The organism is Mycobacterium pseudoshottsii JCM 15466, assembly GCF_003584745.1.
GTDB classification, from domain to species: domain Bacteria; phylum Actinomycetota; class Actinomycetes; order Mycobacteriales; family Mycobacteriaceae; genus Mycobacterium; species Mycobacterium marinum.
The window spans coordinates 2,269,821-2,292,247 of record NZ_AP018410.1 but is presented as its reverse complement, the minus strand read 5'-3'; the positions used below and the strand labels follow the sequence as shown (position 1 = coordinate 2,292,247).

General features: G+C 67.3%; 23 protein-coding genes and 1 pseudogene. 5 read left to right on the top strand and 19 right to left on the bottom strand.

Translation table 11 applies throughout. The features are described 5' to 3' along the window. Nucleotides 1-8: 8 nt before the first annotated feature. Nucleotides 9-764 (bottom strand): YebC/PmpR family DNA-binding transcriptional regulator, encoded by a 756-nt coding sequence (locus tag MPSD_RS10510; protein WP_011741062.1) that lies wholly within the window; start codon nucleotides 762-764, stop codon nucleotides 9-11. 274 nt (nucleotides 765-1,038) lie between these two features. Between MPSD_RS10510 and MPSD_RS10505 the strand changes: the two genes are divergently transcribed. Beyond that, nucleotides 1,039-2,604 (top strand): PE family protein, encoded by a 1,566-nt coding sequence (locus tag MPSD_RS10505; RefSeq protein WP_086084646.1) that lies wholly within the window; start codon nucleotides 1,039-1,041, stop codon nucleotides 2,602-2,604. A 26-nt stretch (nucleotides 2,605-2,630) separates the two neighbouring features. On the opposite strand, the gene pdxT is transcribed toward MPSD_RS10505, so the two are convergent. The 11 genes from pdxT to MPSD_RS10450 form a co-directional block, all read right to left on the bottom strand. Continuing rightward, on the bottom strand, nucleotides 2,631-3,227 hold the full coding sequence (gene pdxT, locus MPSD_RS10500) for a pyridoxal 5'-phosphate synthase glutaminase subunit PdxT (RefSeq protein WP_036426716.1): 597 nt from the start codon (nucleotides 3,225-3,227) through the stop codon (nucleotides 2,631-2,633). Between the two features lie 7 nt (nucleotides 3,228-3,234). Then, a complete protein-coding gene (gene tesB / locus MPSD_RS10495) occupies nucleotides 3,235-4,080 on the bottom strand; it encodes an acyl-CoA thioesterase II (RefSeq protein WP_012393869.1) in 846 nt (281 codons plus the stop codon). Between the two features lie 9 nt (nucleotides 4,081-4,089). Continuing rightward, entirely contained in the window at nucleotides 4,090-4,938 is an 849-nt protein-coding gene (gene pdxS / locus MPSD_RS10490; RefSeq protein WP_223161044.1) for a pyridoxal 5'-phosphate synthase lyase subunit PdxS, read from the bottom strand. A 191-nt stretch (nucleotides 4,939-5,129) separates the two neighbouring features. After that, nucleotides 5,130-6,197, bottom strand: a complete 1,068-nt coding sequence (locus MPSD_RS10485; protein WP_086084645.1) for an NUDIX hydrolase — start codon at nucleotides 6,195-6,197, stop codon at nucleotides 5,130-5,132. After that, complete coding sequence (locus tag MPSD_RS10480) at nucleotides 6,197-7,321, bottom strand: glycosyltransferase family 4 protein (RefSeq protein ID WP_086084644.1); 1,125 nt, start codon at nucleotides 7,319-7,321, stop codon at nucleotides 6,197-6,199. Before MPSD_RS10480 ends, MPSD_RS10485 begins: the two co-directional genes overlap by 1 nt. Next, the gene (locus tag MPSD_RS10475; RefSeq protein WP_086084643.1) at nucleotides 7,321-8,271 is read right to left on the bottom strand and encodes a phosphatidylinositol mannoside acyltransferase; all 951 of its coding nucleotides are present in this window, start codon (nucleotides 8,269-8,271) and stop codon (nucleotides 7,321-7,323) included. The genes MPSD_RS10480 and MPSD_RS10475 overlap by 1 nt, the downstream gene beginning before the upstream one ends. Further along, the gene (pgsA, locus tag MPSD_RS10470; protein ID WP_015355892.1) at nucleotides 8,268-8,972 is read right to left on the bottom strand and encodes a phosphatidylinositol phosphate synthase; all 705 of its coding nucleotides are present in this window, start codon (nucleotides 8,970-8,972) and stop codon (nucleotides 8,268-8,270) included. The genes MPSD_RS10475 and pgsA overlap by 4 nt, the downstream gene beginning before the upstream one ends. A gap of 7 nt (nucleotides 8,973-8,979) precedes the next feature. Next, complete coding sequence (locus tag MPSD_RS10465) at nucleotides 8,980-9,552, bottom strand: ATP adenylyltransferase (protein WP_020787921.1); 573 nt, start codon at nucleotides 9,550-9,552, stop codon at nucleotides 8,980-8,982. A gap of 2 nt (nucleotides 9,553-9,554) precedes the next feature. Further along, complete coding sequence (gene thrS, locus MPSD_RS10460; RefSeq protein ID WP_020787922.1) at nucleotides 9,555-11,630, bottom strand: threonine--tRNA ligase; 2,076 nt, start codon at nucleotides 11,628-11,630, stop codon at nucleotides 9,555-9,557. 127 nt (nucleotides 11,631-11,757) lie between these two features. After that, nucleotides 11,758-12,381: a PaaI family thioesterase gene (locus tag MPSD_RS10455; protein WP_020787923.1), complete on the bottom strand. Its 624-nt coding sequence runs from the start codon at nucleotides 12,379-12,381 to the stop codon at nucleotides 11,758-11,760. A gap of 86 nt (nucleotides 12,382-12,467) precedes the next feature. Further along, nucleotides 12,468-13,328, bottom strand: coding sequence for an aldo/keto reductase (locus MPSD_RS10450; protein ID WP_012393860.1), 861 nt, complete (start codon nucleotides 13,326-13,328; stop codon nucleotides 12,468-12,470). Nucleotides 13,329-13,406: 78 nt separating this feature from the next. Here MPSD_RS10450 and MPSD_RS10445 point away from each other — a divergent pair, with 78 nt between their 5' ends. Then, complete coding sequence (locus MPSD_RS10445) at nucleotides 13,407-13,910, top strand: DUF1990 domain-containing protein (RefSeq protein ID WP_012393859.1); 504 nt, start codon at nucleotides 13,407-13,409, stop codon at nucleotides 13,908-13,910. A 32-nt stretch (nucleotides 13,911-13,942) separates the two neighbouring features. On the opposite strand, the gene MPSD_RS10440 is transcribed toward MPSD_RS10445, so the two are convergent. From MPSD_RS10440 to fdxA, 5 genes are read right to left on the bottom strand one after another with little or no spacing between them, the layout of a single operon-like run. Next, entirely contained in the window at nucleotides 13,943-14,887 is a 945-nt protein-coding gene (locus MPSD_RS10440; protein WP_020787924.1) for an NAD(P)H-dependent flavin oxidoreductase, read from the bottom strand. A gap of 2 nt (nucleotides 14,888-14,889) precedes the next feature. After that, nucleotides 14,890-15,234, bottom strand: coding sequence for a cupin domain-containing protein (locus tag MPSD_RS10435; protein ID WP_012393857.1), 345 nt, complete (start codon nucleotides 15,232-15,234; stop codon nucleotides 14,890-14,892). Nucleotides 15,235-15,246: 12 nt separating this feature from the next. Beyond that, a complete protein-coding gene (locus MPSD_RS10430; RefSeq protein WP_085979890.1) occupies nucleotides 15,247-15,621 on the bottom strand; it encodes a hypothetical protein in 375 nt (124 codons plus the stop codon). A 47-nt stretch (nucleotides 15,622-15,668) separates the two neighbouring features. Further along, nucleotides 15,669-16,340: a helix-turn-helix transcriptional regulator gene (locus MPSD_RS10425; RefSeq protein WP_011741077.1), complete on the bottom strand. Its 672-nt coding sequence runs from the start codon at nucleotides 16,338-16,340 to the stop codon at nucleotides 15,669-15,671. A gap of 9 nt (nucleotides 16,341-16,349) precedes the next feature. After that, nucleotides 16,350-16,697, bottom strand: a complete 348-nt coding sequence (gene fdxA / locus MPSD_RS10420; RefSeq protein ID WP_015355899.1) for a ferredoxin — start codon at nucleotides 16,695-16,697, stop codon at nucleotides 16,350-16,352. Nucleotides 16,698-16,864: 167 nt separating this feature from the next. On the opposite strand from fdxA, the gene MPSD_RS10415 reads away from it, so the two are divergent. The 3 genes and pseudogenes from MPSD_RS10415 (at nucleotide 16,865) to MPSD_RS10405 (ending at nucleotide 20,321) form a co-directional block, all read left to right on the top strand. Next, nucleotides 16,865-18,283 carry an MFS transporter gene (locus MPSD_RS10415; protein WP_086084642.1) on the top strand — a complete coding sequence of 473 codons (1,419 nt, stop codon included), beginning with the start codon at nucleotides 16,865-16,867 and terminating at the stop codon, nucleotides 18,281-18,283. A gap of 189 nt (nucleotides 18,284-18,472) precedes the next feature. Next, a pseudogene (locus MPSD_RS10410) lies at nucleotides 18,473-19,298 on the top strand (class I SAM-dependent methyltransferase). Nucleotides 19,299-19,427: 129 nt separating this feature from the next. Beyond that, nucleotides 19,428-20,321, top strand: coding sequence for a universal stress protein (locus tag MPSD_RS10405; RefSeq protein WP_020787927.1), 894 nt, complete (start codon nucleotides 19,428-19,430; stop codon nucleotides 20,319-20,321). Here the strand turns inward: MPSD_RS10405 and MPSD_RS10400 are convergent. Beyond that, on the bottom strand, nucleotides 20,318-21,112 hold the full coding sequence (locus tag MPSD_RS10400; RefSeq protein ID WP_020787928.1) for a universal stress protein: 795 nt from the start codon (nucleotides 21,110-21,112) through the stop codon (nucleotides 20,318-20,320). The two genes, MPSD_RS10405 and MPSD_RS10400, sit on opposite strands and share 4 nt — an antisense overlap. 53 nt (nucleotides 21,113-21,165) lie before the next feature. Then, the gene (locus MPSD_RS10395) at nucleotides 21,166-22,344 is read right to left on the bottom strand and encodes a site-2 protease family protein (RefSeq protein ID WP_086084641.1); all 1,179 of its coding nucleotides are present in this window, start codon (nucleotides 22,342-22,344) and stop codon (nucleotides 21,166-21,168) included. Between the last annotated feature and the right edge of the window lie 83 nt (nucleotides 22,345-22,427).

Sequence of the window (22,427 nt, the reverse complement as noted above, 5' to 3'; positions counted from 1 at the left end):
CACCGGGACTACTCCTCGTCGAGCTCCGCCAGCACCTCATCGGACACGTCCACGTTGGTCCACACGTTCTGAACGTCGTCGCTTTCTTCCAGCGCGTCGACCAGCTTGAAAACCTTGCGGGCCCCGTCGACGTCCACCGGCACGGTCACCGACGACTGAAAGCCCGCCTCGGCCGATTCGTAGTCGATGCCGGCATCCTGCAGCGCGGAGCGTACCGCGACCAGTTCACCCGGTTCGGAGATCACCTCGAAGCTGTCCCCGAGGTCGTTGACGTCCTCGGCGCCGGCTTCCAACACGGCCGCCAGCACGTCGTCTTCGGTCAGACCGTTCTTCTCCAGGGTCACCACGCCCTTGCGGGAAAACAGGTAGGACACCGACCCCGGATCAGCCATGGCGCCGCCATTGCGCGTCATCGCCACCCGCACCTCGCTGGCAGCGCGGTTGCGGTTGTCGGTCAGACACTCGATCAGTACGGCCACACCGTTGGGCGCGTAACCCTCGTACATGATGGTCTGCCAGTCCGCCCCACCGGCCTCTTCACCGGCACCGCGCTTGCGGGCCCGCTCGATGTTCTCGTTGGGCACCGAGCTTTTCTTGGCCTTTTGGATGGCGTCGTAGAGGGTGGGGTTTCCCGCCGGGTCACCGCCACCGACGCGAGCCGCGACCTCGATGTTCTTGATCAGCCGTGCGAACATCTTGCCGCGGCGGGCGTCGATGACGGCCTTCTTGTGCTTGGTGGTGGCCCACTTGGAATGGCCGCTCATCGCCGTCCTATCTCAAATCCTTTGAATGATGGCTAGCCGAGTCTACGTGGACGGCCGATCCGCTGACCCGGCCGGGAGACGCAATGCGGCGGTGGCCGCGCTGTGCCGTCGCCCTGCCCAATCTGGTGCATCCGGAGACACCATCCTCACTCGAAACAGCGCCGTTGGGCCCTCGAACGCGCTAGGTTGAGCTTTCTGGCGGATGTTCGGATTCCGATGGCCCCGTGAGCGGACCGTCTTGGCCGGTCACCGCGATGTATGTGTGAGGCGGCCGATGTCGTACATGTTCGCGGTACCCGACACGGTGGCGGCGGCCGCCGATTTGGCCGGTATCGGCTCGACACTCAACGCGGCCACTGCGGCGGCAGCGGCCCCGACCACCGGGGTGCTGGCCGCCGGGGCGGACCAGGTGTCGGCTGCGGTGGCAGCGCTGTTTTCTGGCCATGCCCTGGACTATCAGGCGCTGAGCACCCAGGTGGCGGCGTTTCACACACAATTCGTGGAGGCCGTGACCGGTGCCGGCAACGCGTATGCGGCCGCCGAGGCGGCCAATGCCTCGCCGTTGCTGGGCATATCGCAAGACATGCTGAATGCGGTCAATGGACCCACCGAGGCATTGTTGGGGCGACCGCTGATCGGCAACGGCGCTGACGGGACGGCTCCGGAGCAGGCCGGCGGCGACGGCGGTCTGTTGTATGGCAACGGCGGCGCCGGCGGGCCCGGCGGTGCCGGCGGCAATGCCGGGTTGATCGGCAACGGCGGGGCGGGCGGCAGCGGCGCGGCCCTCGGCCTGTTCGGCGACACCGGCGGCAACGGGGGGCTACTGTTCGGCAACGGCGGCACCGGCGGCGCCGGTGGCGAAGGCGGGAATTCGGCAACCACCGCGGGCGTCGGGGGTGCCGGCGGAGCCGGCGGGCTGCTCGTCGGTGCCGGCGGCCACGGCGGCACCGGCGGCACCTCGGCAAGTGGTACCGGCGCGACCGGTGGCAGCGGCGGGGCGGGCGGGCTGTTGTTCAGCCCCGGCGGCGCCGGCGGCGACGGTGGAGCCGGCTTCAGCGGTGCCGACGGCGGCGCTGGTGGGAACGGCGGGGCCGGCGGGTTGCTGTTCGGTACCGGCGGTGGCGGCGGCGAAGGCGGTGCCACCAGCCCGTCATCGAGTACCGGCAACGGTGGCGACGGCGGTATTGGCGGTACCAGCGGGCTGTTCGGCACCGGCGGCACCGGAGGCGCCGGTGGCGCCGGTGGCGCCGCGGCAAACGCCACGGGCGGCAACGGCGGGGCCGGCGGCGGCGGATTGTGGTTCGGCAACGGCGGCGCGGGCGGAATCGGCGGCTTCGATGCCCACGGAGACGGCGGCGCCGGCGGCAACGCCGGCATCTACGGCGGCAATGGCGGGGCCGGCGGCACCGGCGGCGTCGGGGTTGGTGGAAACCTCTTTACCGGCGGGCAAGGCGGCGCGGGCGGCAACGCCGGCTTGTTGGCCGGCAACGGCGGGGCCGGCGGCACCGGCGGCGACGCCGGGATGTTCGGCAACGGCGGTGCCGGTGGGGCCGGCGGCCACGGCGGCTACGACGATTCGGGCAGCGGTGGCCAGGGCGGTCATGGCGGGGACGGCGGCGCGGCCGGGACGATCGGTAACGGCGGTGACGGCGGCACCGGAGGCGACGCCCTGGTCAGCGGCGGCACCGGCGGCGACGGCGGTGACGGCGGCGACGCTCGGGAAATCGGTAACGGCGGTAACGGCGGCAACGCCGGGGCCGGCGCTACCGCGGGCAACGAAGGCACCGGCGGCACCGGCGGACAACTGATCGGCGTGAGTGGGACCGACGGGTCGACGTAGCCGGCGGTTGGGGCCGAACTTGTTGGCTAGGCCTTGCCGTTGACGATATCGACGAACAACCGATGGATGCTGCGGTCGCCGGTCACCTCCGGGTGAAACGCGGTTGCCAGCACCGAACCCTCCCGAACCGCGACGATATGGTCGCCGGCCCGGGCCAGCACCGTCACCCCAGCACCCACGCGCTCGACCCAGGGCGCCCGGATAAACACCGCGCGCACCGGATGATCAAGACCCGTGAACGCGATATCGCCTTCAAAAGAGTCGACTTGGCGCCCGAAAGCGTTGCGCCGCAACGTCATATCGATCCCGCGCAGTGGCAGCGCCTGGCGTCCTCGGACACCGGCGTCCAGGATCTCGCTGGCCAGCATGATCATGCCCGCGCACGCGCCATAGGCCGGAAGCCCGGCAGCCAATCGGGCACGCAACGGCTCGAGCAGATCGAACCCGCACAGCAGGTGGCTGATGGTGGTGGATTCGCCACCCGGAATCACCAATCCATCCACCGCGTCGAGTTCGCTGCGGCGGCGCACGGTCATCGGCTCGGCGCCGGCTTCGCCCAGCGCCGCCAGGTGCTCGCGGGTATCGCCCTGCAGCGCCAGCACCCCAACCCTCGGAATACTCACAACCCGCTCACTTTTCGCCCGGCTGATATCCGCTTGGGTAGCGGGTCAGCCCTTCCTGCATGACCGCGGCCACCAACTCGCCTCCCTGGGTGAAGATCTTGCCGTGCGTAAGTGCGCGACCCCCGCCTGCCGACGGCGATGACTGATCGTAGAGCAGCCACTCGTCGGCCCGAAACCCCCGCATGAACCACATCGCGTGGTCCAGGGACGCCACCTGCAGATGCTCACGCTCCGCCAGGTGGGTGACCTGCGCCGAACCCAGCAGGGTCAGATCGCTCATATAGGCCAAGGCACAGATGTGCAGCACCGGGTCATCAGGCAGCGGGTCGCGATGGCGAAACCACACCTGCTGCTGGGATGCCTTACCCGGTAGCGGCGCGAGCAGGTCCCGCGGCACGATGCGCACATCCCACTCCTCGAACTGCCGGAACCCGGCGTCGTCGAAGACCCGCACCGACCTCAATCCGGGTAGATCGTCGGGCGGTGGCGCCGCCGGCATCGCGTCCTGGTGGCTGATGCCGTTCTGCGCGGTCTGAAACGAAGCCCCCATGCTGAAGATGACCTCGCCGTGCTGAACGGCGTTGACCCGCCTGGTCACAAACGATCCGCCATCGCGAGTGCGCTCGACCAGAAAAACCGTGGGCTCCTGGGCGTCCCCGGAGCGCAGAAAGTACCCGTGCAACGAGTGGACCTGATAGCGCGGGTCGACCGTGCGCACCGCCGACACCAGTGACTGCCCGGCCACATGGCCGCCGAATGTGCGCTGCAGAAAGCCTGATTCCGGGCTGAAGACACTACCGCGATAGATGTTGACCTCGAGTTGCTCGAGATCAAGAATCTCCTCGATTGCCACGAAAGATTCTTACCACCCGCGCTGCGCCAGGCGATGCGGCTGCGCGATCTCCTCCACGTTGATGCCCACCATTGCCTCGCCCAGCCCGCGTGACACCTTGGCCAGCACGTCGGGGTCGTCGTAGAACGTGGTGGCCTTGACGATCGCGGCGGCCCGGTGTTCCGGGGCGCCGGACTTGAAGATGCCCGAGCCCACGAAGACGCCTTCGGCGCCCAGCTGCATCATCATCGCGGCATCGGCAGGAGTGGCGATACCGCCGGCCGTGAACAGGGTGGCCGGCAACTTGCCCGCCCTGGCCACCTCCACGACCAGTTCGTAGGGCGCCTGCAATTCCTTTGCCGCGACGAACAACTCGTCCTCGGACATCGACGTCAGCCGGCGAATCTCGCCGGCGATGGAGCGCATGTGCGTCGTCGCGTTGGAAACGTCACCGGTGCCGGCCTCACCCTTGGAGCGGATCATCGCCGCCCCCTCGCCGATGCGCCGCAGCGCCTCACCCAGATTCGTCGCCCCGCACACGAACGGCACGGTGAACTTCCACTTGTCGATGTGGTGGGTGTAGTCCGCGGGCGTGAGGACCTCGGATTCGTCGATGTAGTCCACCCCGAGGCTTTGCAGGATCTGCGCCTCGACGAAATGTCCGATACGCGCTTTAGCCATTACCGGAATGGTGACCGCCTCGATGATGCCCTCGATCATGTCGGGGTCGCTCATCCTCGACACCCCGCCCTGGGCGCGGATGTCGGCGGGCACCCGCTCTAGGGCCATGACCGCGACGGCGCCGGCCCCTTCAGCGATGCGTGCCTGCTCGGGGGTGACGACGTCCATGATGACGCCGCCCTTGAGCATCTCGGCCATGCCACGCTTGACCCTCGCCGTTCCGGTCTGGCTTGAACCCGACTGAGCCTGCTTGGACGATGCCGGATCTGGCCGGTCCCCACTGGGCTGGGTAGCGCTGTCCACTGTCTTTCTCCTTCAACTGTTGGAGTCTTACTTTAATGGGAACCACAAGCAAGTTTGCGGGACCGCAGTCCCGCCCGATATTCGGACTAGCGAATCGACCGGGGAACATATGCGGTGCGGACGGTCTGGTCGCCTCCCGCGCCGCCGCAAGCGGCGTCGACAATGCGATTGGCCTCGGCCAATAGCTCCCCGAGTTGGCGCGGGTAGACCTGCTCACCGGAGGCGTTGAGCGCGGCGATGTCGCTGACATCACACCAGCGGGCCCCGTGAACATAACGCCGTTCCAGCTCGGTCCGGCCATCCAGGGACGGCTCGAACCGACTGGTGCGGTGCACCAGATAGAACTCCTCGCTGTCGAGCTTGGAACCGTTGAACTCAAAGACCTCGTTACGTCGCCAGATGGGGCCCACCAGGTCGGCGGGGTCGACCCGCAAACCCGTCTCTTCGGCGAGCTCACGCGCCGCGGCCTGGGCCAGCCGCTCCCCCTTGCCCACCTCGCCGCCCACGGTGAACCACCACCGAGGCGCGCCGCCCTCGTCGAACGCCGCGGAGGCCGGGTCCGAACCGCATAGCAGCAGCACCGCGCCGCGGTCATCGAGCAGCACCACCCGCGCCGAGGTACGCCGGCCGATATCGCCGTCGTCGCTGTGCGCCTGCGCCTGCGGCCGCTCGGCGATCTCGAAATAGGCCGGCAGCGGAGCTCGCCCACCAAGACGGAAGGCGCGCACCATGCGCCGCTCGGCCAGCACCAGGGTGTCGCGCACGGCGTCGTTGTGGAATCTGCGGGCCAGCAATACCCGGGCCTCGGCATCGGCGAGTTCGGCCACCAGCGCCGACGGCAACGACGCCGGATCAACCATCGCCAGCGCGGCGGACAGTTCGTTTTCCGCATTCTCTCGTTCGTGTCGCGTCGCCTGCTCGGCGGCGTCGGCCAGCCGCGCCAACCGGCTGCCCTGGGGCGCGCCGCCGTAGGCATCGATCGCGACGGCGCGCGCCACCACGGCCCGGCGCGCCAGAGCACCGTCGAGCGCCTGCCAGGACAAGTCGTAGCGCACGTGCAATCGATCCAGCCGGTTGGCGCGCTGGTATCCCCAGGCCCCGAACACGACCAGCACGACGAGCAGCACGATGCCGGCGACAACCAACCACGTCATCAGCTCGCCACCTGCACCTTGACCCCGGCCCCGGCGACGGTCTCGTAGACCCGCATGATCTGGCTGGCCACCACCGACCAGTCGTAGCGGCGGACCGCTTCAGTGCCCGCCGCCACATAGCGCTCTCGCAGCTCCTGGCTATCAAGCACCTCGATCAGCGCGGCCGCCAGCGCGTCGCTGTCATCGACTGGAACCAGGCTCCCGATCTCGCCATCGCGCAGTACGCGCCGGAAGGCATCCAAGTCGCTGGCCACCACCGGGGTGCCGGCGGCCATGGCCTCAACCAGCACGATGCCAAAGCTCTCGCCGCCGGTATTGGGTGCGCAGTAGACGTCCGCACTGCGCATCGCCGATGCCTTGCCCGCGTCGTCGACCTGACCGAGAAAACGCATGTGCTCGGCCAGCTCACCCGCCTCATCGCGTAGTTCGTCTTCGTCACCGCGGCCCACGATCAGCAGCTGCACGTCGCTGAAGCGCTCCACCAACTTGGGCAGCGCCTCGAGCAGGACACTCATCCCCTTGCGGGGCTCGTCGTATCGGCCCAAGAACAGCACCGTCTTGCCGGGGCGGGGGTATCCGTCCAGACACGACGAGGACGCGAAAGAACCGACGTCGACACCGTTGGGAATTTCGACCGCGTCCGAGCCGAGCGCCTCCATCTGCCAACGCCTGGCCAGATCGGACACCGCGATGCGACCGACGATCTTCTCGTGCATGGGCCGCAAGATGCTCTGGAAGACGGTCAACGTCAGCGACTTGGTGGTCGAGGTGTGAAACGTTGCCACGATGGGGCCCTCGGCAATGTTGAGGGCCAGCATCGACAGACTCGGCGCGTTGGGCTCGTGCAGGTGCAGGACGTCGAAATCGCCCTCGGAAAGCCACTTTTTGACCTTGCGATGGGTGGCGGGGCCGAAGCGCAGCCGCGCCACCGACCCGTTGTAGGGAATGGGAACGGCCTTGCCGCCGGAGACGACATAGTCCGGCAGGGCCGCGTGCGGCGACGCCGGTGCCAGCACGCTGACCTCATGCCCACGGGCCCGCATCACCTCGGCGAGCTGTAAGACGTGTGACTGCACCCCACCCGCCACCTCGAACGAGTAGGGACACACCATTCCAATCCGCATCAGGGCTCCCGCAGCCGCGCGCGGCGGGCATCGGACAAGTCGGCCAACCATTGTGGCTGAAACATGTGCCAATCCTCGGGATGGTCCACGATGTTGGCTGCGAACCTATCGGCGAGCGCCTGGGTGATCGCTTCCACATCACCGCTGCTGCAATCCAGAGCCGGATAGACCTGAAAACCCCAGCCCTTGGGCTCAAACCAGCAGTGGGTCGGCAGCAGGGCGGCTCCCGTTTGGATCGCGAGTTTGGCCGGGCCCGCCGGCATCCGGGTGGGCTCGCCAAAGAAATCGACTTCAACACCGGTGCGGGTCAGATCACGCTCAGCCATCAGGCATACCACCCGGTTGTCCCGCAGTCGCTCACATAGCACCTCGAAGGGCGGCTCCGCACCGCCCGACAACGGAAGTACTTCGAAGCCAAGGGTTTCCCGATAGTCGATGAATCGCCGGTACAACGACTCGGGCTTGAGCCGCTCGGCGACGGTAGTGAAGGTGCCGTGCCGCTGCGCCAGCCACACCCCGGCCATGTCCCAGTTGCCGCTGTGTGGCAATGCCAGCACCACACCGCGTCCCGCGGCCAGCCCGGCATTGAGGTGATCTTTGCCCCCGATGGAACTGTCAATCTGGGCGGCGACCTTACGCAGGTTCATCGACGGAAGCCGAAACGCCTCCCGCCAGTAGCGGGCGTAGGACTCCAGCGACGCGCGCATCAGGGAGTCCGGGACCGCGCCGGCCCGCACCCCGGTTACCCGGGCCAGGTTCTTGCGAAGTTGCTCGGGCCCGCCGTGGCGGGCCGCGTAGTGCGCCCCGGCGTCGAAGGCGTTGCGCGCGGCGAACTCGGGCAGCGCCCGCACCATCCGCCATCCCGCCGCATACGCCAAGTCCGTCGCGTTGCCGACCAGGAGCTGCCGCGGAGCCCTGACCCATCGCAGGCCGGCCGGGGTGGAGATCACCGCTGGGTCTTTCCGGGGTCACCCGACCTCGGATGGCCCTGCGCGTCGTCGTCGCGCACCGGCGCACTGGGAACCAGCAGATCGGTGGCCCCCGGTGAGGTCCACACAGTGTACAACCGTTGTCCGCAGGTGATCACGCTGGTCACCGCCAGCAGCCACATCGCCACCGGCAGCGCCGGCGGCCAGGCGATGAACGGAAAATCGGACACCCCCGCACCGGCCAGTACGATGATCAGCCGCTCCGGTCGTTCAATGATGCCGCCGTCACCACGCAACCCGCTGGCTTCCGCCCGGGCCTTGATGTAGGAGATCACTTGCGAGGTGACCAGGCAGATCAACGTCGCCACCACCAGCAATCGGTCTCGCATGCCGAACGCGACCCACCACAGCAGCCCACTGAACACCGCGCCGTCGCTGATGCGATCGCAGGCCGCATCCAGCACCGCGCCAAATCGGGTGCCGCCGCCCCGTTCCCGTGCCATGGCTCCGTCGAGCATGTCGAAGAGCACGAAGAACCAGACCACGCACGCGCCGGGAAACAGCTTGCCCATCGGAAAAAGTACGAGCGCGCCGGCCACCGAAGCGGTGGTGCCGATGATGGTGACGGCATCGGGGGTCAGACCGATCCGGAGCAAGCCCCTTGCCAGCGGATTGGTGACCCGCGCAAATGCCGCCCGGGACAAGAAGGGCGCCTTGCTCATCGTTGCCTCATGATTGCCGAGCCCATTCGGTCGCCAGCAGCCGCCGGGTGTCGCGCAGCAACTGTGGGATGACCTTGGATCCGCCGATGATGGTGATGAAGTTCGCGTCCCCGCCCCAGCGCGGAACAACGTGCACATGCAGGTGCTCGGCCAGCGATCCGCCCGCCGATGTCCCCAGGTTCATGCCGACGTTGAAGCCGTGTGGCCGCGAGACGTTCTTGACGACGCAAATCGCTTTCTGGGTGAACGCCATCAGCTCGCCGCTCTCCGGCTCGGTGAGGTCTTCGAGCTCCGATACCCGCCGATACGGCACCACCATCAGGTGGCCGGGGTTGTAGGGGTACAGGTTGAGCACGGCGTAGACCAACTCGCCGCGGGCAACCACCAGACCTTCTTCATCAGACAGCCGCGGGATCTCGGTGAACGGCTGCGAGCGCGCGGAGTCCTCCCGCTTGAGCGGAGCCTCGGCGAGGTAGTTCATCCGGTACGGCGTCCAGAGCCGCTCCAGGTGGTCGCGCTCGCCGACGCCGCGGTCCAGGATGGTGCTGTCCTGTGGCTGCGCGCTTTCCTCGTTAGTCACCGTTACTCACCGCTATCCACCTTGACCAGTTCAGCTGTGGGAGTGGCGTTTTCGCGCCGGGATATCCAGTCCACGATCGCAGCTACCGCAGCCTCGCGTGGCACGCCGTTGATCTGCGTGCGGTCGCCGAACCGGAAGCTCACCGCGTCAGCCTGCACATCGCGGTCGCCGGCCAGCAGCATGAACGGCACCTTCTGGTTGGTGTGGTGCACGATCTTCTTGGCCATGCGGTCATCGCTGGTGTCCACCTCGACCCGCACCCCATGTGACTTCAACTGTGCGGCAACCTGTTCCAGGTAGGCGATGTGTTCGTCGGCAACCGGGATGCCGACCGCCTGAACGGGCGCCAGCCACGCCGGGAAGGCACCCGCGTAGTGCTCGGTGAGGATGCCGAAAAACCGCTCTATCGACCCGAACAGGGCACGGTGGATCATGACCGGGCGCTGGCGAGTCCCGTCGGCGGCGGTGTATTCGAGCCCGAATCGCTCCGGGAAGTTGAAGTCGAGCTGGATGGTCGACATCTGCCAGGTACGGCCCAGGGCGTCCTTGACCTGCACCGAGATCTTGGGCCCGTAGAAAGCCGCGCCACCGGGATCGGGTACCAGCTCCAGACCCGATTCCGCGCCCACCTCGGCGAGCACGTTGGTGGCTTCCTCCCAGACCTCATCGGAGCCGACGAACTTGTCCGGATCCTTGGTGGACAGTTCCAGATAGAAGTCGGCCAGTCCGTAGTCGCTGAGCAGATCGAGCACGAACCGCAGCAGCGAACGCAGCTCGTCACGCATCTGTTCGCGGGTGCAGAAGATATGCGCGTCGTCCATGGTCAATCCGCGCACCCGGGTCAGCCCATGCACCACACCGGACTTCTCGTAGCGGTAGACGGTGCCGAACTCGAAGAGCCGCAGCGGTAGTTCGCGATAGGACCTACCGCGCGCCCGGAAGATCAAGCAATGCATCGGGCAGTTCATCGGCTTGAGGTAATAGTCCTGGCCGGGTTTGCGCACCGTACCGTCCGCGTTGTACTCCGCGTCGATCTGCATCGGCGGGAACATGCCGTCGGCGTACCAGTCCAAGTGCCCCGAGGTGTGAAACAGCTGGGCCTTGGTGATGTGCGGACTGTTGACGAACTGGTAGCCGGCTTCGGTGTGCTTGCGACGCGAATAGTCCTCGAGCTCGCGCCGCACAATCCCACCCTTGGGATGGAAAACAGCTAGGCCAGAGCCTATTTCGTCGGGGAAACTGAACAGATCCAGCTCCACACCGAGCTTGCGATGGTCGCGGCGCTGTGCCTCTTCGATGAGCTCGATGTGCGTATCAAGCGCTTCTTGCGACTCCCATGCCGTCCCGTAGATCCGCTGCAGGCTGGCGTTCTTCTGGTCGCCCCGCCAGTAGGCCGCCGAGCTTCTGGTCAGTTTGAACGCCGGGATGTGCTTGGTAGTCGGGATGTGCGGTCCGCGGCACAGGTCACCCCAGACCCGTTCGCGGGTACGGGGATTGAGGTTGTCGTAGGCGGTGAGCTCATCGCCACCGACCTCCATGACATCGGGATCCCCGGACTTGTCATCGACGAGTTCGAGCTTGTAGGGCTCGTTGGCCAACTCCTCGCGCGCCTGATCCTTGGATTCGAAGACCCTGCGGTCGAAGAGCTGCCCTTCCTTGACGATCTGGCGCATCCGCTTCTCCAGCGCCTGAAGATCATCAGGGGTGAACGGCTCGAGCACTTCGAAGTCGTAGTAGAAGCCGTCGGTGATGGGCGGTCCGATACCCAGTTTGGCTTGTGGGAAGAGGTCTTGAACCGCTTGGGCCAGCACATGCGCGGTCGAGTGCCGGATAACGCTGCGACCGTCGTCGGTATTGGCCGCGATCGGGGTGACCTCCGCGTCAGCGTCGGGCACCCAGCTCAGGTCGCGCAGCTTGCCTTCGGCGTCTCGCACCACGACGATCGCGTCCGACGCGCCGCGTCTGGGCAGCCCCGCCTCACCGATTGCGGCGGCCGCCGTGGTCCCGGCAGGAACCCGGATCGGCTGCCGCGGGTCACCGCCGTCGGCTCCTGGGGCGGGTTGTGCGGGGACGCTCATCGGGGTGGTCTCCAAGGTTCGCGAGTGAATGGGCATGTCGAATCGAACGCGACCATGCTATCGGGGCGGAGCTGGTCGAACCCAAGCCGCGTGCTAGGTCCGCGTCGGCGTCTTGGCCGAAACCGGCTCAAGGCTGGCCGGGCTTGAGCCGCACAAACAACGCATCCGCCTCGGTCAGCAGGGTCTGGCCATCGCGCAACCGGCCGGACACGAAGATCTTGCGCCCGTCCACCCGGTCCACTCCGGCGTCGATTTGCAGCTCCTTTTCGATGGACACGATGTTGCGATAGTCGATCTTGAGGTAGGCGGTGCGCTGGCGCCGACTGCCGGTGAGCACCGACGCCGTCAAGCCCAGGAGCGTGTCGAACAACATGCCCAACGCACCACCATGGACCGCGCCATTGCGTCCGAGGTGGAACCGGGCGAAGCGGGCCCAGCCACCGATCCGGCCGTCTTGCGTCTTGCGCGCCGACATCGGGATGGTCGTGACGTTGCCCCGCATCGGCAAGTCCATTCGGCGCCCCGATGGTGACTCCCATTCGTCGGCGTCGAATGGCGCAAGCAGTATGGAGACCCGTTCGAGCAGGTCGGCGGCCTGGGTGATCACCTCGTCAGGCGCGTCGGCGGCACGCGCGTGGTCCTGCACCTTGCGCACCGCATCAATGAACCTGCCGTAGTCCGGTCCGCCCTTGTCGGTTGGCTGCGGCGGATTGAAGCCGCCGCCAGGGTGTTGCGACTGTTCGCGGGTCACCCTACCACCGTATTGCCTGCCGCCAGCCAAATGGGCGACACCGCGGCTGAGACTGGCTAGCCGGGCTCACGGGTCGCCGCCCGCCCCTACCCGCCGTGGGCGGCTCCGGCCACCGACAATGCTTCGAACTCCTGGTCAGAGAGCACAATCTCGGCAGCGGCGACGTTCTCCTGCAGGTGCGCTACCCGCGAGGTGCCGGGAATCGGCAGCATCACCGGCGACCGCTTGAGTAGCCACGCCAGGGCGAGCTGCGACGGCGTCGCGTGATGATCGTCGGCGATCTTGCGCAACGGACCGTCCGGCGCCGCCAGCGGGCCCGAGGCCAGCGGGAACCATGGGATGAATGCGATCCCCTGGCTGGTGGCCGCCTCCAGCAATGGTTCGGCGCCACGCGCGGCCAGGTTGTACATGTTCTGTACCGACACGATCTCGGTGATCTGTTGGGCCGCCTCGAGTTGGTCGACGTCGATCTCGGACAGCCCGATGTGGCGGATCTTGCCTTCGTTCTTCAGGGCGAGCAGCTCGCCCACCTGGTCGGCCAGTGGATAGTTGCGATCGATGCGGTGCAGCTGGAACAGGTCGATGGTGTCCACGCCCAGACGCCGCAGGCTCATCTCGCATTCCTGGCGCAGATAGCTCGGATTGCCCAGCGGCACCCACACGCCTGGGCCGGTACGCAGCAGCCCGGCCTTGGTGGCGATTACCAGCCCGGTGTAGGGGTGCAACGCCTCGTGAATGATCTCCTCGGACACGTAGGGGCCGTAAGAGTCGGCGGTGTCGATGAAGTTGACGCCCAGTTCGGCGGCCCGGCGCAGCACCCGTACGGCTTCGGCACGGTCGGCGGGCGGGCCCCAGACGCCGTCGCCGGTAAGGCGCATCGCGCCGAACCCGAGCCGGTTGACGGTCAGGTCGCCACCCAGGGTCAACGTTGCGGATGCTGCGGCCATGGCTTTCGCGCTGTGAGCACTCATTTTTCCGACCGTACGCCACGGGGCACACCCGATCCGGCGTGGCAAGCTGGGGGTGTGGACCTTCGCGCGCTTTCCGGGCAACAACTGACCTACCCGGAAGTGGGCGCCACCGCGGCCGGACAGTTGCCCCCGGGATACGCCCACCTCAGTGTGTCCGACCAGATCGGCACCGGCCGGAAGCGTTTTGAGGAGGCCGCCCACGCGGTGATGCATTGGGGCATGCAGCGTGGCGCCGGGCTGGCGGTGCGGGCCACCTCGGATACGGTCGCTGTTTCGACGGTGGCGGTGATCCAGATGATGGGTGTGTTGCGCGCGCCGTGCCGCGTGGTCTACGTCATCGACGAACCCGATATCCGCGGATTTGCCTATGGCACGCTGCCGGGGCACCCGGAATGCGGCGAGGAACGGTTTGCCATTCGCTACGACCCGGACACTTCCGGGGTTTTTGCGGAGGTGTCGTCGTTCTCCCGGCCGGCGACCTGGTGGAGCAAGGCCGGTGGCCCGTTTGTGGCACTGACTCAACGCATCATCGCCAAGCGCTACTTGCGCGGGGTGTAGGCGGCGTCAGCCGAGCCGGCGACAACGCGCGGTCACGCCCATCGCGCCAACAGCTCCCGCGCACCCGAGCACATCTGCTCGATCACCTCGCCGGCCGGCGCGCCGTCGGGGATCATCCCAACTCCCTGGCCCGCGTCGACCGGCGCCACCCGCAGGTCTTCGGCCGCGCTGGCAGCGGCCAGCTCGGCACGAGCATCCGCATCGGCGGCCAGTGCCGTCTCATTGCCGTTCCAGCGCGCGACGAAGTCGTTGGTCAACACCCGCGATGGGAACCGCTGAGGCCAGGGCAGGCCGTCGGCGACGTCGAAGACCCGGGTAGTGCTGGTGTCGGTTTCGCGCGCCGCGATCAGAGCCTGACGGCTCGGCTCCCCCGTCAGCGCCTCGGGGCACGCCGCCAGACGCGTGCCTACCCAGGCCCCCGCGGCACCGGCGGCCAGCACCGCGGCCAGGCTTCGGGGCGAGGCGATGCCGCCGCCGGCCAATACCGGCACCGAGACCGCGGCCAGGACCGCGTCGAGCAACGGCAGCGTTCCCAGCCGCACCTCGCCATGGCCACCCCCCTCGGCTCCGCGCGCCACCACGATGTCCACCCCCGCATCGGCGGCACGCCGGGCCCCCACAGCGTCGTAAACCTGTGTGACGGTGTGGATTCCGGCGTCACGGGCCGGGCCGACCCATGACCAGTCGGTGCCGAAACTGACCGACAACAGGGCGGGCCCGGCGGCAAGCGCATCCTCGAGCAGCCCCGCCTCACTGCGCATCACCCAGTCCACCAGCCCGATCCCGAACCTGCCGCTGACCTGCCGCAATTGTTCGGCCAAGGCAGCCCGGGTGGCCCGGCTTCCCATGCCGATCATGCCCAGTCCACCGGCCGCGGTGACAGCGGCGGCGAGCCGGCCACCGGCGACTCCGCCCATTGGGGCGTTGACGATGGGAACCCGCAGGCCGAAGCCCCGTGACCAGCCGGTAGCGAGCACCCCTAGTGGGCGCCGGGCTGGGACTTGAGCACGGTCAACACCACCACCGAATCCTCGATGGCGTGCAACGCGTGCCGCTGCGGCGGAATCGCGACATAGTCGCCCGTCTTGCCGTCCCAGGCGTCATCGCCGGTGGTGAGGCGCACATGTCCCTGTAGCACCTGCAGGGTCGCCTCACCCGGGCTGTCGTGTTCGCCGAGATTGTGGTCGGCCAGCAGTGCCAGCACGGTCTGGCGCAATTCGTGGGCGTGTCCGCCGTGGATCGTGTGGGCGGCCCGTCCGCTGTGTGACTGTTTTGCCTCGGCCAGCTTTTCGGAGGCGAGCGCGGTCAGCGAAAGCGATTCCATCGGTGAGTCCTTTCAGCCGTTCAGTAGCAGTATTCCCGCAACGATCAAGGCGACCACCTTGACCACTTCCAAACCGACGTACACGTAGTGCGCACGGGAGCGGGGCGCATCCAACCCGGCCAGCACCTGATCGGACCGGCGGGTCAGACGGGGACGCACCGCGAGCAACTGCACCGCTAGCGCTGCGACCACGACACCGAACGCCACGATAATCCGCAGCGGCGCCGGGCCCGACACCGCTATTGCCGCCAGGACCAGCGCGAAGACGACCTCAACGATATTGAGCGCGCGGAAGACCAACCGGCCGATGCCAAGCCCGATCTGCAGCGTCACGTGCGGCGCCCGGAACTTCAGCGGAGCTTCCAGAAACGAGATGGCCAGCACCATGCCGAGCCATATGAAGGTGACGGCGATTTGGGTCGCCGCTGCGGTGCTCAACTGAGGGCTCCTTCCGGCGAAAGGTGGGCCAAGCAAAGATCCGGTTCGACAAACGGGTCGAGCCGCTCGACGGTGACGGGCGCCCCCCAACTTTCCAGCGCCCCGCGCATGAGGCCCAAGTGAATTGGACACACCACGCCCGACCGGTTCTCGGCAAGTTCCAGAAACGGGCAGTGTCGCAGGGCAACCTGTTGCTGTCCGTCGGAGACTCGGCGCTCGGGAGCGAACCCGAGTCCGTCGAGGACGCCGACCAAGTGATCGATCGATTTCTCGGCGCTGTGCGCGGTCGTCGGGGCTTGCAGACGTTCGCCCCAGGCGCGGCCGGCGGCCAGCGCCTTGTCAACCGAATCGCTCTCGGCGGCAAGGCCGTTGCTGAGGATCTCGGCGAGGAGCTGGTAGTGGCGAGCGCCACCGCGGTCCATCTGCTGGACCGCCCGGAACATCAGCGGCGGGCGTCCGGGGCCGCGACGGCTGGGCTGCACGCGCTCCACCTGACCGTCATCGACCAAGCCGTCGAGGTGGAAGCGCACGGTGTTGGGGTGCACTCCCAGGTGCTCGGCGATCGCGACAATGCTCAGCGGATGGCCGAGGGCACGCAATACCCGCAGCACCGCGCGGCGACGCCCCGCCGGCTCCCCGCCCATTCTGGCGATCCGACCCTCTCCCATTTAAGAATCTTAAGCATCTGCGGCTTGAGGATGACCCGCCACGAGTGGCGTATCAACACCCAGTCGGCCAATCTTGGCAGCCCCGCCCGGCGAACCCAGCGGCCCGTCCCGGCCGGGCAGGGTTTCGGTGAAAAACGCCACGTTGTCGGCGAGATGCGGGTGCAGCTCCTGCGGCAGGTCGTCCTCGTAGTAGATCGCTTCGACCGGACACACGGGCTCGCAGGCGCCACAGTCCACGCATTCGTCGGGGTGGATGTACAGCGAGCGCCCACCCTCGTATATGCAATCGACCGGACACTCCTCCACACAGGCCCGATCCGTCACATCGATGCAGGGTTTTCCGATCACATACGTCATGGTTCCGGAGTTTATACAACATGATTTGTAAAAACTAGCGAGGCGGCAAAAGTTCTGTCCGACAACGTACTTGACGTCCGGATCGACGCAGTGACGGCGCGCCACCTCAACCGCTACGATTAAACGCCATGGGCCCAGTCTCCACGACACGGAGTGGAAGGGATTGCATGGGACGCTCACGTCACATCGCGCACTGGGACCCCGAGGATGTCCAGGCGTGGGAAGTCGGCAACAAGGCCATCGCCCGGCGCAATCTCGTCTTCTCCATCGCCACCATGCATGTCGGTTTCTCGATCTGGACCCTTTGGTCGGTAATGGTGCTGTTCATGCCGCAGTCCGTCTACGGCATCTCGGCCGCAGACAAGTTGCTGCTGGGCGCCACCGCGACGCTGGTTGGCGGCTGCGTGCGGATCCCCTACGTGATGGCCACCGCCCGATTCGGTGGCCGCAACTGGGCGACGTTCTCGTCGTTGGTACTGCTGGTGCCCACCGTCGGAGCAATCGTGCTGCTGGCCAACCCCGGACTGCCGCTGTGGCCATACCTGGTCTGTGCCGCCCTGAGCGGCCTGGGCGGCGGCAACTACTCCGCATCGCTGGCCAACGTCGAAGCCTTCTACCCACAACGGCTTAAGGGCGTAGCTCTAGGCCTCACCGGAGGGATCGGCAATCTGGGGGTGGCCGCCATCCAGGCGGTCGGCCTGTTGGTGCTGGCGACCGCGGGCCATGAAGCTCCATATTGGGTGTGCGCCGTCTACCTGGTGCTGATCGCCATCGCCGGCCTCGGCGCGGCCCTGTTCATGGACAACTTGACCCACGTGATCGAGGTCGGGCACGTGCGATCCGTTCTCGCGGTGCCCGATACCTGGGGCGTCTCGTTTCTCTACATGTGCGCCTCCGGCTCGTTCATCGGCTTCGCCTTCGTCTTCGGTCAGGTGCTGCAGTTCAACCTGCTGGCCGGCGGGCAGAGCACCGCACAGGCGTCGCTGCACGCCGCCGAGATCGCCTTCGTCGGTCCGCTGCTGGGGTCGCTGGCGCGCATAGTCGGCGGCAAATTGGGCGACCGCTTCGGTGGCGGCCGCGTCACCCTGGGGGTCTTCGTCGCCATGATCCTCAGTGCCGCACTGCTGGTCGCAGTCAGCACACACGCCGACCTCAACCACGGCGCCGGCGGGCGCATGACAGCTGCGACGCTGATCGGCTATGTGAGCGGCTTCATCGCGTTGTTCATCTTCTGCGGGATGGGCAAGGGAACCGTGTTCAAGCTGATCCCGTCGATATTCGCGGAGCGTAGTCAGCACCTGGACATCAGCGATATGCAACGCCGCCAATGGGCACGCATCATGTCGGGGGCACTGATCGGGTTCGCCGGCTCGGTGGGCGCACTGGGCGGCGTTGGGATCAACCTGGCTCTGCGCCAGTCATATGTGCACAGCGGCACCAAGACGCCGGCCTTCTGGGCGTTCCTGGTGTGTTACCTCTGCGCGGCCGCGCTGACCTGGGCACGGTACGTGCGCCCACGCAGCCCGGTTGACTCGGCGCCCCACAAACCTAACGAGGATCCGCAGCTCTCCGGTGCTGCCGCCTAGGCGCACGGTGGATACCTCGGCATGCATACTGGACCCGACCTGCAGGTCTTGATCCGCGCTGTCCGGGATCGGCCGGCCGAGTAACAAGGAGGGCATCATCGACCCGTATTCCGCCTCCGCGCTCTGGCATTGCACCGCCCATCCACGGCGCCCGCTGGTTGTGGGCCTACCGACCCGACCCACCGCCTGATGGCCGGCACTCAGGGCGAATCCGGACAGCCCCTCCCGCTGTCGAATCGCAGCGACGACCATCTGCAGGGGCACTGGCTGCTGGCGCGGCTGGGCAAACGGGTACTGCGCCCCGGCGGTGTCGAACTCACCCACACCCTGCTGGCCCGCGCCGACGTCAACCATGCCGACGTGCTCGAACTGGCGCCCGGCCTGGGCCGCACCGCGAGCGAGATCCTGGCCCGCCATCCGCGGTCCTACGTCGGAGCCGAAGCCGATCCCGATGCGGCGAACCTGGTGCGCACAATTGTGGCCGGGCACGGTGACGTGCGAGTCGCCGACGCGGCCGACACCGGATTGCCGGACTCCAGCGCTGATGTCGTCATCGGCGAGGCGATGCTGACCATGCAGGGCGATGCGGCCAAACACGCGATCGTCGCCGAGGCGGCGCGGGTGCTTCGCCCCCACGGGCGCTACGCCATCCACGAGCTGGCGCTGACGCCCGACGACGTGCCCGAAGAAATCAGCACCGAGGTCCGCCAGGCGCTGGCCCGGTCCATCAAAGTCAACGCCCGGCCGTTGACGGTGGCCGAATGGTCCCAGCTACTGGCCGGACACGGGCTGGTCGTCAGCCACGTGGCAACCGCGCCGATGGCGCTGTTGCAGCCACGGCGGATCATCGCCGATGAGGGCCTGTTGGGGGGCCCTGCGTTTTGCCAAGAACCTGCTCACCCAGCCGGCCGCGCGCAAACGAGTACTGATGATGCGCAGCACATTCCGCAAACACCGGGACCGCATGGCGGCGGTAGCCATCGTGGCCTACAAGCCCTCGGCATCGGGCAGTTGACGGCCGTAGCGCCGGCCCCCCGTGCGAGTGACAAACGGCTCTGACCGTGGTGACCGTTCGTCGTTAGAGTCGTGGGTAGCGGCCCGCCAATTCGGCCGAGCCGGCTGACCCGCCAACAAAGGACACGCCATGTCCTCCCAGAACCAACGATTGGGAATCATCGTCGGTATCGACGATTCACCGGCCGCGAAGGTGGCCATCCAGTGGGCAACGCGTGAAGCTGAGCTGCGAAACGCCCCGCTGACGCTCGTTCACGCGATCTCTCCCGACGTCGCGACGTGGTTGAACAAGCCATTGCCGCCCGGCCTGGCCCGCTGGCAGCGCGATCACGGCCACCAACTGGTCGAGGACGCGCTCAAGGTCATCGAGGAGGCCGCCGAGCGCGGCGGTCCCGCGGGGCTGGGTAGCGAAATCGTGCCTTCCGCCGCCGTTCCCGCCTTGGTCGACATGTCCAAGGACGCGGAGATGGTGGTAACCGGTTGCCACGGCAGCGGGCGCTGGCCGGGCCGGCCGCTGGGCTCAGTCAGTTCCGGGCTGCTGCGCTACGCGCACTGTCCGGTGGCCATCGTCCACGACGAGGACGCCTCGGCGCCGGATCGCGCCGCGGCGCCGGTGCTGGTGGGCATCGACGGCTCCCGGGCATCGGAATTCGCCACCGGCTTGGCCTTCGATGAGGCATCGCGCCGCCATACCGGGCTGGTGGCGGCGCATTCCTGGAGTGACGTCGATGTCTCGGAATGGCCGGGAATCGATTGGCCGGCAACGCAGTCGATGGCAGAACAGGTATTGGCCGAGCGCTTGGCGGGATGGCAAGAGCAATATCCCGATGTGAGCGTCAGCCGCGTGGTCGCGCGTGATCAGCCGGCCCGCCAGCTCGTGCAGCGGTCCGGCGAAGCCCAGCTGGTCGTCGTCGGTAGCCGCGGACGCGGTGGATTCGCCGGAATGGTGGTGGGTTCGGTGGCCGAATCCGTTGCCCGACTGGCCCGCGTGCCGGTGATCGTGGCGCGCGAGTCGCCGGCCTAGCCGCGGACCACGAGCACCGAGCACTCGGCGTGCCGAAAGATCGGGTGTCCGGATGGCCCCACCAGCCGCGCAACCTGATCGGCCTCGTCGGCGCCGATCACCGCCAACTGAACCCGCTCATCGTGATCGGCCAGAAATCGTGCGATGCCCGCCTGGGTGGTGATCGGATAGACGTGCACATCGGTATGGTGCTGGCCCCATTGCTGTACTCGACGTTCAAATTCCCCGTCCGCGGCGTCGGTGAGCTCCTCGGGGCGCCCACCGAGTGCGAGGATCGGTGCTTGGCGCAGTTTCGCCTCGTGGGCGGCGTATTCGATCACCGCGTCGTTGTCGGGCGCGTCGGTCACCCGCACCACGATCCAGTTGATGTCCGGCGGCGGCTGATCCGAGTTCGAACGGATGACCGCCACCGGGCAGTGCGCCTTTTCGGCGAGCTCGGTGGCCGTCGACCCCAGAATGGCTCGCGCGTAGCGGCCGATCCCTACTGAGCCCACGCAGACCAGCTCCGCATCGCGAGACGCCTCGACGAGCACGGCACCCGCCGGCCCGCGCGGGGTGTCGGTCTCCACTTTGACCGGCGCTGCGGTGACTTCGATCGCGGATTGCGCTGCGCGCAGCGATGTCTCGGCATGCGCGAGATCATGCTCGTACTCTTCGGGGGACGAATGAGCCGTCTTGAGCACCGATATCAGCCGCAACGGCACGCCGGCGCTGACCGCCTCCGCGGTGGCCCACAGCACTGCCGTGATACCCGCCGGTGAACCATCGATGCCAACGATGACCGGTTTCATGTCATTGCCCCTCTCCGGCACTGCTCACGTTCGGTAATCCACCAGATGGCCAATCAACCCGCGTTGGAATACTTTTCGTGCTGATCAGCGGAGTCCGCCGTGGCCCCCGGCCCGGCAAGCCGGTAGACGTTGATCAGCCGTGCGATGTCGCTGGCGGCGACGATGCCGACCACCGCACCGCCGTCGAGGACCAGCGCGCGGCTACCCCGGCCCGCCGGCGCCATCCGCTCGAGCAGCGTCGTCAGCGGCTCCTGCGGCGTTGCGGTGGGCACGTCATGCAGGGGTAGGGCGATTTCGCGGACCGTTGTGCCGCCTCGCCGCTCGGGCGCCAGCTCGCGCAGCTGCCGCAGGGTGACCAGACCCGTGATCGATCCATCCCGCTCGGTGACCGGGTAGGCCGAGTGCCGGTCGCCAAGCACATAGCGCGCAATGAACTCGTCGACGTCGATCCAGCCGGGAGCGGTATGTGGATGCGCGGTCATCGCGTCCGCGACCCGCAGGCCGGTAAAAAGCTGCTGAGTCGAGATCCGGGTTTCCTCCTCGCGGGCGGCGGCGAAGATGAACCAGCCGATGAAGGCCAACCACACACCGCCGACCAGGCCGCCGGCCACAAACTCCGCCAACCCCAAGATGATCAAGATCAGCGCGACCACCCGTCCGGCCCGCGCCGCACCGATTCCGGCGCGCACGATATCGCCGTGGCGTCGCCACAGGTAGGCCCGCACCAGCCGACCTCCGTCCAGCGGCGCCCCCGGCAGCAGATTGAACAGGCCCAGCATCAAATTGACCGCGGCCAGCCACCAGACGACGCTGACCACCAGATCCGGGGTTCGCACCATCGCCAGGGCGACGGCCACCGCGGTGAACATCGCGGACAGGGCCAGGCTGGTGGCTGGGCCCGCGAATGCGATCCGAAAAGCCGCCTTTGGAGTTTTGGCTTCCCCGCCCAGGGTGGTCACTCCCCCGAACAGCCAGAGCGTGACGTTTCCCACGGGTACCCCGGCCCGCCGCGCCGCGATGGCGTGCGCGAGCTCGTGGGCCAACAACGAGGCCAGCAGCACCAGTGCCCCGCACCCGCCGGCTATCCAATAGACCACCGCGCCATAGCCTTTGGCCGTTTCCGGCAATGTTGTGACCAGACTCCAGGTGAATAGCCAAAGAATGACCAGAACGCTCCAGTGAACCTTCACCGCAAAGCCGGCGATTCGTCCCAATGGGATCTCGTCGCTCACCGCGCTACCTCCAACCTGGCGGATTGCCCTGCAACGCTCACCAACGCGATCCACCTACTCCCGAACGTAGGGCGAGCCGGCGG